Origin of the sequence: uncultured Arenimonas sp. (assembly GCF_963976025.1) — a bacterium.
GTDB lineage: Bacteria > Pseudomonadota > Gammaproteobacteria > Xanthomonadales > Xanthomonadaceae > Arenimonas.
Window position 1 is genome coordinate 1 of record NZ_CAXBJS010000107.1, and the last position, 9,240, is coordinate 9,240.

The window sequence follows — 9,240 nt, forward strand, 5'->3', positions numbered from 1 at the left end:
TTTTGACTTTGCCTTTGGCAAAGAAGGGATTCGCGCCTGAAGGCGCTCCTACAAGGGTGCTACCAGACCAGGTCGTCGGGCACCTGGTAACGCGGATCGGCGTAGGGGTCGTCTTCGGCCGGGGCGTTCGGGTCGACCTTCAGCGCCAGCAGGCTGGGCAGCAGGGCCGCGACTTCGTCGGCCAGCGCGACGGTGACCAGCTGGTAGCGGCCGTCGAGCTGCACCACCGCCAGCTCGCCGGCGTTGAGCGCCTTGAGCTGGTCCGGCGTCACGTAGATGCGCTTGATCTTGCCGCCGTATTCGAAATGGCGAACGAGCTCGGCGTCGGCGACGTTGAGCGCCTTGTCCTTGAGCAGTTCGGCCACCTGCGCCTTGGCGGCGCGACGGCGCGCCGCTTCTTCCTGCTTCAGGCGTTCGGCTTCGATGCGTTCCTGCTTTTCCTTCTGCGCGCGGATCGCGTACGCCTTGGCCAGGTCGATCTCTTCCTGGCTGCGCGGCGCACGGCCGCCCGGGCGCGGCTTGCCCCGGCCGGACGGGCGTTCGCCGCCCTTGCCCGGGGCACGCTCACCTCGCTTGCCGGGCGCACGATCACCAGGCTTGCCGGATTTGCCGGGCGCACGTTCCCCGCCCTTGCCGGCGGGTTTGCCGCCGCGTTCGGGGCGCTCGCGCCGGGGTTCCGGGTCCGGGGCCTTGAAGCCCAGGCCCAGCAGTTTTTCACGCAGCGAATTGCTCATCGGGGGATGTGCTTCAGTAGTGCGGCGGCGGAGGTTCGCTGCCGGGATCGGCGTACAGCAGGGTACGCAACTGCTTGAGTTCGTCCATAACGCGCACCAGGGTCTGGGCGTTGCGGGCCGACTCCAGGCGGGTTTCCGCCAGGGCGTCGCTGAGCTCGGTGAGGGTGTGTTCCTGGAAGGCGAGGCGGGTTTCGAGTTCGGCCAGGCGCTGCTGGACGTCAGTGGCCATGGCCGCTGCCCTGCCCGGCCTGCAGGCTGCGCCCGCGGCCGATGCCGTAATACGCCAGCCCGGCCGCTTCCACCTGCGACGGTTCCCAGACGTTGCGGCCATCGAACACCACGCGGTCGCGCAGGGTCGCGGCCAGGGCCGGGAAATCCGGGCTCCAGAACGCCTTCCACTCGGTCACCAGCACCAGCGCATCGGCGCCTGCCAGCGTGTGGGCCGGGTCCTCGCACAGCACCAGGTCCTCGCGCCCGCCGAAGATGCGCTGCGTTTCGGCCATCGCCTCGGGGTCGTAGGCGCGCACCTTTGCGCCGGCCTGCCACAGGTCGGCCAGCAGGTCGCGGCTGGCGGCCTCGCGCATGTCGTCGGTGTTGGGCTTGAAGGCCAGGCCCCAGACCGCGAAGGTCTTGCCGGCGATGTCGCCGCCGAAGTGGCGCAGGGCCAGTTCGGCCAGCTTGTGCTTCTGGCGCTTGTTCACCGCCTCGACCGCCTGCAGCAGCCCGGCCTCGTAGCCGTGCTGGCGCGCGGTGCGTTCCAGCGCCTGCACGTCCTTGGGGAAACACGAACCACCGTAACCGGCGCCCGGGTAGATGAAGTGGTAGCCGATGCGCGGATCCGAGCCGATGCCCTGGCGGACCTGTTCGATGTCGGCGCCCACGCGTTCGGCGATGTTCGCCATTTCATTCATGAAGCTGATCTTGGTCGCCAGCATGGCGTTGGCGGCGTATTTGGTCAGCTCGGCGGAACGTTCGTCCATCACCACGAAACGCTCGTGGCTGCGGGTGAACGGGGCGTAGAGCCGTTTCATCGTTTCCACCGCCGTGGCGCTGCTTGCGCCCAGCACGATGCGGTCGGGGCGCATGCAGTCGTTGACCGCGGCGCCCTCTTTCAGGAACTCGGGGTTGGACACCACTTCGAAGCGGATGTCCACGCCACGCGCGGACAGCTCGGCCGCGATCGCGGCACGCACCTTGTCGGCCGTGCCCACCGGCACGGTGGACTTGTTCACCACCACCGCCGGTTCGGCCAGGTGCCGGCCCAGGGTGCGGGCGACCGCCAGCACGTACTGCAGGTCGGCGCTGCCGTCCTCGTCGGGTGGCGTGCCGACGGCGATGAAGATGACCTCGGCGTCCTTGATGGCCGCCGCCGCGTCGGTGGTGAAGTCCAGCCGGCCCGCGCCGTGGTTGGCCAGCACCATCGGCTCGAGGCCGGGTTCGAAGATCGGCACGACGCCGTCCCGAAGCCCGGCCACCTTGGCGGCATCCACGTCCACGCAGGTCACCTGGTGGCCGACCTCGGCCAGGCAGGTGCCCGTGACGAGGCCGACGTAACCGGTTCCGAAAACCGTTGCGCGCATGGCTTATTCGACGATTTCGATCAGTTCGACTTCGAAGGTCAGCATGGTGTGCGGCGGAATCACGCCACCGCCACCGGCTTCGCCGTAGCCCAGGTCCGACGGGATCCAGAAGGTGTACTTGCTGCCGACCTTCATCAGCTGCACGCCTTCCGACCAGCCCGGGATGACCTGGCCCAGGCCGAACTCGGCCGGCTGGCCGCGGTCGTAGGAGCTGTCGAACACGTCGCCGTTGGGCAGCGTGCCCTTGTAGTGCACGCGCACCACGTCGTCGGCCTTCGGGGTGGCGCCATTGCCGGCGCGCTCGACGCGGTACTGCAGGCCACTCTCGGTGACCTCGACGCCGGGCTTGTCCTTGTTGGCTTCCAGGAACGCGGCGCCTTCGGCCTTGGCGGCGACGGCGGCGGCTTCCATTTCGGCCTGCTTGCGCGCCTGCAGGCGCACGGTGAAGGCTTCCTGGATCTGCTTCATCTGTTCGTCGGTGATCTTGGGCTCACGTTCTTCGAACGCGTCCTCCATGGCCTGGCGCACGACGTCCAGGTCGAGGTCCTGCTTGACAACCGACATCGAACGGCCGATGTCCAGGCCGATCATGTAGCTCACCTGGGCGCGCTCGGTTTCCAGGCCTTCGATGCCTTCGACGATCGGCGCGCCGGCTTCGGCGGCGGCGGGTTCGGCGGTTTCGGCGGAAGCCTCGGCTTCGGCCTCCGGGGTTTCGGACTTGCAGGCACTGAGGCTGAGCACCAGGCTGGCGAGAACCAGCGGCGCGGCGAAACGCAGGGCGGGATTCATTGCGGCAAAACTCCTGAAGGGGCGGGCCGGAACGGCACGACGCCCGCTATTGTCGCGATGCACCGCCGCCACGGCAATCACGGCCGTGGCGGCGGTTCAGGCGCAGGCCCGGATCAGCCCGCCTTGGCGGCCTTGGCCGCGGGTGCCGGCCGGGCCAGCTGCTTCTCGATTTCCGCCACCAGCTTGGGATCGTCCGGGGTCGTGCGGCTGCCGAAACTGGCCACCACCTTGCCCTCGCGGTCGATCAGGTACTTGTGGAAGTTCCAGCCCGGCGCCTCGCCCGTGGCCGCGGCCAGGTCCCGGTAGAGCGGCGTGGCGCCGCTTCCGCGCACCTGCACTTTCTCGAACATCGGGAACTTGACGCCGTAGGTAAGCGTGCAGAACTCCGCGATGTCTTCTTCGCTGCCCGGCTCCTGGCCCATGAAATCATTGGACGGGAAGCCCAGGACCGCGAATCCCTGGTCCTTGTACTTGGCGTACATGGCTTCCAGGCCCTCGTACTGCGGGGTGAAACCGCACTTGCTGGCGGTGTTGACCACCAGCAGCACCTGGCCACCGTAGGCCTGGTCCAGGTTCACCGTCTCCTTGCCGGCCAGCTTCCGGAAATCCCGGTCCAGCAGCTTTTCCCCGGCAAAAGCCGGTGCCACGGCCATCAGGCCGGCCAGTAAAACAAGCCATTTGCTGCCCATCGTCCACCCCTCCGGCGCGGACCATCCGCGCCTATGCCATCAGTTTGGGCCCCTTGGTGTGCAAAAGGTGTTGACAGCCGGTTTTTGGGTGTTATAGTTCGCTACAACACCTGACCAATACCTCACCAACGCGGGAGGCCGCACATGACCCCCAAGATCAAAACCAACCTGATGGCCCTGGCTGTTTCGCTCAGCGTCCTGGTTGCCGGCTACGGCCTCGGCGAGGCGCCGAGCCAACCAGTCTCGCTGTCGCCTGCGACGACCCTCGTCGCGGTCGAAACCGACGAGCAGGACGCCCCGGACGCCGAAGCCCTGCTGCGGGCCCACCAGATCAGCCGCGGCGCCCTGAAGCGCCAGATCGCCATGCCCTATGTGTCCATGGCCGCCCTCATGCCCCGCCAGGAGTCCTGAAATGACCATCGCCTGGAATGACAGTGCGCCGATCTACCGGCAGCTCAAGGACAAAGTGGTGGCGATGATGCTCGACGGCATCCTCCAGCCCGGCGAGGCCCTGCCCTCGGTCCGGCAGATCGCCGCCGAATATCAGCTCAACCCAATCACCGTCTCCCGCGCCTACCAGGAGCTGGCGGACGAAGGACTCGTGGAAAAAAGAAGGGGACTTGGCATGTACGTGACCGAAGGGGCGCGCGGAAACCTGTTGGCATCCGAGCGCGACCGCTTCCTGAAGGAAGAATGGCCGCTGGTGGTCGAGCGCATCCAGCGCCTCGGCCTGGACATCGGGAAACTCATGGACCAGGCAAAGGAGAGCAACTGATGAGCGCCGTCATTTCCGCACGCAACCTCTCCAAGCGCTACGGCAAGGGCAAGCCCGCCGTGGATTCGATCAGCTTCGAGATCCCCGCCGGCCGCATCGTCGGCCTGATCGGCCCGAACGGCTCGGGCAAGACCACCACCCTCAAGGCCGCCCTGGGCCTGGTGCCCTTCGAAGGCGAGCTCAAGGTGCTGGGCAAGAACCCGCGCACCGAGCGTGACGACGTGATGCAGGACGTGTGTTTCATCGCCGACGTGGCCGTGCTGCCGCGCTGGATCAAGGTGAAGCAGGCCGTTGATTTCGTCGCCGGCGTGCACCCGCGCTTCGACCGCAAGAAGGCCGAGGCCTACCTGGCGCACACCAAGCTGCACCCGGACATGAAAGTGAAGCAGATGTCCAAGGGCATGATCGTGCAGCTGCACCTGGCGCTGGTGATGGCCATCGACGCCAAGCTGCTGGTGCTCGACGAACCGACGCTCGGCCTGGACATCCTCTACCGCAAGCAGTTCTACCAGAACCTGCTGGAGGACTACTTCGACGAGAACAAGACCATCGTCGTCACCACCCACCAGGTCGAGGAGATCGAACACATCCTCACCGACCTGATGTTCATCCGCGAGGGCAAGATCGTGCTCTCGGCGACGATGGACGAAGTGGGCGAACGTTTCACCGAGGTGATGGTGCCCGCCGACAAGGCCGAGGCCGCCCGCGCCCTGAACCCCATCGACGAACGCACCGTGTTCGGCAAGGCCGTGATGCTGTTCGACGGCGTGCCCCGGGAGCAGGTCGCCACCTTCGGCGAGGTCCGCAACCCCGGCATCGCCGACCTGTTCGTCGCCACCATGAAAGGAACCTACGCATGAACACCTTCAAATGGCTTCTCAAGCGTGAATACTGGGAACACCGTGGCGGGTTCCTGTGGGCGCCGCTGATCACCGGCGGTGTATTCCTGATCATCAGCGCCCTGGCCGTTATCGCCGGTGAAAGCATGCGTCGCAGCGTCGAGCAGGGCGAACTGCAGATGAACGGCGTCAAGCTCGACCAGCTCACCGAGAACCTGAGTCCCAAGGAAATGGCGGAACTGGGCGGCGGCCTCGACCTGGGCACGCTGATGGCGGGCTCCTGGCCCCTGATCGTGCTGGCCTTCGTGGTGTTCTTCTACTGCCTGGGCGCGCTGTACGACGAGCGCAAGGACCGCAGCATCCTGTTCTGGAAGTCGCTGCCGCTGTCCGACGGCCAGACCGTGCTGTCGAAGGTGGCCAGTGCGCTGGTGGTGGCCCCGCTGTTCGCGATGGGCGCGGCGATCATCACCTCGATCGGCTTCCTGGTGCTGCTCAGCGGCTACGTGCTGTTCCACGGCGGCAATCCGGTCTCGCTGATCTGGGGTCCGGCCAGCCCGCTCACGATTTCCTTCCACATGATCGCGTCCCTGCCCGTTTACGCGGCCTGGGCCCTGCCGACCGTCGGCTGGCTGATGCTGGTCTCGGCCTGGGCACGCACCAAGCCCTTCCTCTGGGCGCTGCTGGTGCCCGTGTTCGCCGGCATCCTGGTGACCTGGTTCGACGTGATGGAAATGTTCGGCTCCAGCGCCAGCTGGTTCTGGCAGCACGTGGTCGGTCGCCTGCTGCTGGGCACCGTGCCGGGCATGGACCTGGTCTACCGCGGCGCCAGCGATCCGCGTCTGGTCAACTTCAACCCGGATGGCCCCGAAGACATCGTCTTCCTGTTCTCCGCCCAGCAGTCCTGGGGTGCCTTCGCCACCCTCGACCTCTGGATCGGCGCGGCCGTCGGCGTGGCGATGATCTTCGCCGCCATGCACTACCGCCGCAGCCGCGACGAAGGTTGATTCCCCCGGCGGGGCGGGCCTGCACGGCCGCCCCGCTGTCTTGTTTCCCGCCCACCCACGCAAGAGGCTTCCCATGTCCCGACTCTCCCTGTTCCTTCTCGTCCCGGTGCTGGCCCTGGCCGGCTGCGGTGGCAAAGACGACGGCGGCGGCGATCTTTCGCTGGCCGAAAAGGTGGCCCGGGAAGTGCGTGAGGAAATGGCCTCGGAAAACCTCGACCTGGGCCGCGGCAAGGGCCTGCCCCACGCCGAACTGACGCCCGAAGGCGAGATGCTCATCGACGGCAAGCCGGTCGGCCTGGATCCGGCCCAGCGTGAGCTGGCCATCGCCTACCGCGGCAACGTCGCCGCCATCGCCGAAGCCGGCGTCGGCATCGGCATGCAGGGCGCCGAACTGGCCAAGGAAAGCGTCGGCATCGCCATCAACGGCCTGCTCAGCGGCGAGGGCACCGCCGCGGTCGAGGAAAATGCCAAGGAAAAGGCCAAGGAAATCGAAGCCGTGGCGCTGACCCTCTGCGACCGCCTGCCCGAGCTTTACCAGAGCCAGCAGGCCCTGGCCGAGGCCGTACCCGAGTTCGCGCCTTATGCCGATATGGACGAGTCGGACATCGACGACTGCCACGTCAACGTCAACTGAGCCCGGAGCCCTGACCATGAAATTCCTCGCCCTGCCCCTTCTCCTGCTGCCCGGCCTGGCCGCGGCCAGCGACTGCAAGCACGAAGACAAACGCCAGCTGGCGCTGGACCTGGACGGCATCAGCCAGGTGCGTTTCGAAGTCACCTCGCACGACCTGCGCGTAGACGGCGTCGCCGCCGATGCCGCAGCCCCGCTGCGCATCCGCGCCTGCGCCTCCGATCCCGACTACCTGCCGCAGCTGGTGGTCGAATCCAGCCGCCGCGGCGACACCCTGGTGGTGCGCATCGAACGCAAGGGCCGCAGCTCGGGCGTGTTCTTCAGCCCCACCTACGCTTACCTGGAAGTCGAGGCACGCCTGCCGGCGGGCCTGGCCTACGAGATCGACCTGGGCTCGGGCGACGTGGAGGTCAACGGCGTCGCCAGCCTGTCGGCCGAAGTGGGTTCGGGCGACCTTGAAGCCCGCGCCATTGCCGGCGCGGTCACGGCCAGGGTCGGCTCGGGCGACATCGAGCTCGACGACATCGGCAGCCTGGACCTGCGTTCGGTGGGCTCCGGCGACCTCGACGCCAGCCGCATCCGCGGTGACGTGGAAGTTGGTTCGCTCGGCTCGGGCGACATCACGTTCGACCGCGTCGGCGGCAGCGTGCGCGTGGGCCGCATCGGCTCGGGCGACCTCGACGTGAACGACGTGGACGGCGACCTGATGGTCGAACAGCTCGGCAGCGGCGACGTCGGCCACGGCCGCGTGCGCGGCAAGGTCAGCATTCCGAAGAACTGATCGCGCGGGGCGGTCAGCCGCCGCCCCCGCCCGGTGCCCCGTGGATGCCGCCTTCGGCCAGCGCGGCCGGGTCGAGCAGCTTGCGCAGCACCTTTTCCTCAAGCCCGGTGCGTTCCATCGCCACCGCCAGCACCGGCCTGCCCTCGCGGTAGGCCTGTTTTGCTATGGCGGCGGCGTTTTCGTAGCCGATCACCGGGTTCAGGGCGGTCACCAGGATGGGGTTGCGCGCCAGCGCCTGTTCCAGGCGGTCGTGGCGCACGCTGAACCCGGCGATGGCGCCGTCGGCCAGCACCCGCATCGAATTGGCCAGCAGGTCGATCGACTGCAGCAGGTTGTGCGCGATCACCGGCAGCATCACGTTGAGCTGGAAGTTGCCGCTGGCGCCGGCCACGGTGACGGTGACGTGGTTGCCCATGACCTGGGCACAGACCATGCACAGCGCCTCGGGCAGCACCGGATTGACCTTGCCCGGCATGATCGAACTGCCCGGCTGCAGCGCCGGCAGCTCGATTTCGCCCAGGCCCGCCAGCGGCCCGGAGTTCATCCAGCGCAGGTCGTTGCCGATCTTCATCAGCGCCGTCGCCAGGGTATTGAGCTGGCCGGAGAGTTCGACCGCGCCGTCCTGGGCGGCGATGCCCTCGAACAGGTTGCTGGCCTGGGCAAAACGCTGGCCCGAAAGTTTGGCGAGATCCTTGGCCACGCGGCGTCCAAAACGTGGATCGGCGTTGATGCCGGTGCCGACCGCGGTGCCGCCGATGGGCAGGCGGACCAGGCGATCCAGGCTGTCATCGATGCGTTCGGCCGCCGAGGCCAGTTGCGCCGACCAGGCGCCCATTTCCTGCCCCAGGGTCACCGGCATCGCGTCCATCAGGTGCGTCCGGCCGGTCTTGACGGCCTTGCCGACCCGGCGCGCCTTGCGGTCGATCGAAAGGCGCAGGTGCTTGATGGCCGGCAGCAGGCGCTCGCGGCAGGCCAGCACGGCGGCGACCTGGATGGCCGTGGGCACCACGTCGTTCGAGCTCTGGCCCATGTTGACGTGGTCGTTGGCGTGCACGGGCGCCTTGCGGCCCTTGGAGGCCAGGCGGGCGATGACCTCGTTGGCGTTCATGTTGCTCGAGGTGCCCGAGCCGGTCTGGAACACGTCCACGGGGAACTGGCCGTCCAGGTCACCTTCCGCCACCTGCAGGGCGGCGCTGCGGATGGCTTCGGCCTGGTCTTCGGGCAGGTGGCCCAGGGCGGCGTTGGCGCCGGCGGCGGCGGCCTTGACCAGGCCCAGGGCCCGGATGAAGTCACGCGGCATGCGCAGGCCGGAAATCGGGAAATTCTGCACGGCACGCTGGGTCTGGGCACCGTACAGCGCCTCGGCGGGGACCTGCAGCTCGCCCAGGCTGTCGGATTCGGGGCGGGGCTTGCTGGCC

The 9,240-nt window shown here is 67.7% G+C and carries 12 protein-coding genes; 6 read left to right on the plus strand and 6 right to left on the minus strand.

Annotation, left to right across the window (positions count from 1 at the left end; genetic code table 11):
• Window positions 1-59 precede the first annotated feature (59 nt).
• The 5 genes from AACZ35_RS09380 to AACZ35_RS09400 all read right to left on the minus strand — a co-directional run bounded on the left by AACZ35_RS09380 (window position 60) and on the right by AACZ35_RS09400 (window position 3,792).
• Window positions 60-734 (minus strand): DUF2058 family protein, encoded by a 675-nt coding sequence (locus AACZ35_RS09380; protein ID WP_339828431.1) that lies wholly within the window; start codon window positions 732-734, stop codon window positions 60-62.
• 13 nt (window positions 735-747) lie between these two features.
• Entirely contained in the window at window positions 748-963 is a 216-nt protein-coding gene (locus AACZ35_RS09385; RefSeq protein ID WP_339828433.1) for a SlyX family protein, read from the minus strand.
• Entirely contained in the window at window positions 953-2,314 is a 1,362-nt protein-coding gene (locus AACZ35_RS09390; protein ID WP_339828435.1) for a UDP-glucose/GDP-mannose dehydrogenase family protein, read from the minus strand. Before AACZ35_RS09390 ends, AACZ35_RS09385 begins: the two co-directional genes overlap by 11 nt.
• A 3-nt stretch (window positions 2,315-2,317) precedes the next feature.
• Window positions 2,318-3,103 carry an FKBP-type peptidyl-prolyl cis-trans isomerase gene (locus tag AACZ35_RS09395; protein ID WP_339828437.1) on the minus strand — a complete coding sequence of 262 codons (786 nt, stop codon included), beginning with the start codon at window positions 3,101-3,103 and terminating at the stop codon, window positions 2,318-2,320.
• Between the two features lie 113 nt (window positions 3,104-3,216).
• The gene (locus tag AACZ35_RS09400) at window positions 3,217-3,792 is read right to left on the minus strand and encodes a glutathione peroxidase (RefSeq protein WP_339828439.1); all 576 of its coding nucleotides are present in this window, start codon (window positions 3,790-3,792) and stop codon (window positions 3,217-3,219) included.
• A 144-nt stretch (window positions 3,793-3,936) separates the two neighbouring features.
• On the opposite strand from AACZ35_RS09400, the gene AACZ35_RS09405 reads away from it, so the two are divergent.
• The 6 genes from AACZ35_RS09405 to AACZ35_RS09430 all read left to right on the plus strand — a co-directional run bounded on the left by AACZ35_RS09405 (window position 3,937) and on the right by AACZ35_RS09430 (window position 7,822).
• Window positions 3,937-4,203: a hypothetical protein gene (locus AACZ35_RS09405; protein ID WP_339828441.1), complete on the plus strand. Its 267-nt coding sequence runs from the start codon at window positions 3,937-3,939 to the stop codon at window positions 4,201-4,203.
• Window position 4,204: 1 nt separating this feature from the next.
• Window positions 4,205-4,567: a GntR family transcriptional regulator gene (locus AACZ35_RS09410; RefSeq protein WP_339828443.1), complete on the plus strand. Its 363-nt coding sequence runs from the start codon at window positions 4,205-4,207 to the stop codon at window positions 4,565-4,567.
• Window positions 4,567-5,427 carry an ABC transporter ATP-binding protein gene (locus AACZ35_RS09415; RefSeq protein WP_339828444.1) on the plus strand — a complete coding sequence of 287 codons (861 nt, stop codon included), beginning with the start codon at window positions 4,567-4,569 and terminating at the stop codon, window positions 5,425-5,427. The genes AACZ35_RS09410 and AACZ35_RS09415 overlap by 1 nt, the downstream gene beginning before the upstream one ends.
• Window positions 5,424-6,410 carry a hypothetical protein gene (locus tag AACZ35_RS09420; RefSeq protein WP_339828445.1) on the plus strand — a complete coding sequence of 329 codons (987 nt, stop codon included), beginning with the start codon at window positions 5,424-5,426 and terminating at the stop codon, window positions 6,408-6,410. The genes AACZ35_RS09415 and AACZ35_RS09420 overlap by 4 nt, the downstream gene beginning before the upstream one ends.
• 73 nt (window positions 6,411-6,483) lie before the next feature.
• The gene (locus tag AACZ35_RS09425; protein ID WP_339828446.1) at window positions 6,484-7,044 is read left to right on the plus strand and encodes a hypothetical protein; all 561 of its coding nucleotides are present in this window, start codon (window positions 6,484-6,486) and stop codon (window positions 7,042-7,044) included.
• Between the two features lie 16 nt (window positions 7,045-7,060).
• Window positions 7,061-7,822, plus strand: coding sequence for a DUF2807 domain-containing protein (locus AACZ35_RS09430; RefSeq protein WP_339828447.1), 762 nt, complete (start codon window positions 7,061-7,063; stop codon window positions 7,820-7,822).
• A 13-nt stretch (window positions 7,823-7,835) separates the two neighbouring features.
• Here AACZ35_RS09430 and AACZ35_RS09435 read toward each other — a convergent pair whose 3' ends face one another.
• The gene (locus AACZ35_RS09435; protein ID WP_339828449.1) at window positions 7,836-9,209 is read right to left on the minus strand and encodes a class II fumarate hydratase; all 1,374 of its coding nucleotides are present in this window, start codon (window positions 9,207-9,209) and stop codon (window positions 7,836-7,838) included.
• Window positions 9,210-9,240 lie beyond the last annotated feature (31 nt).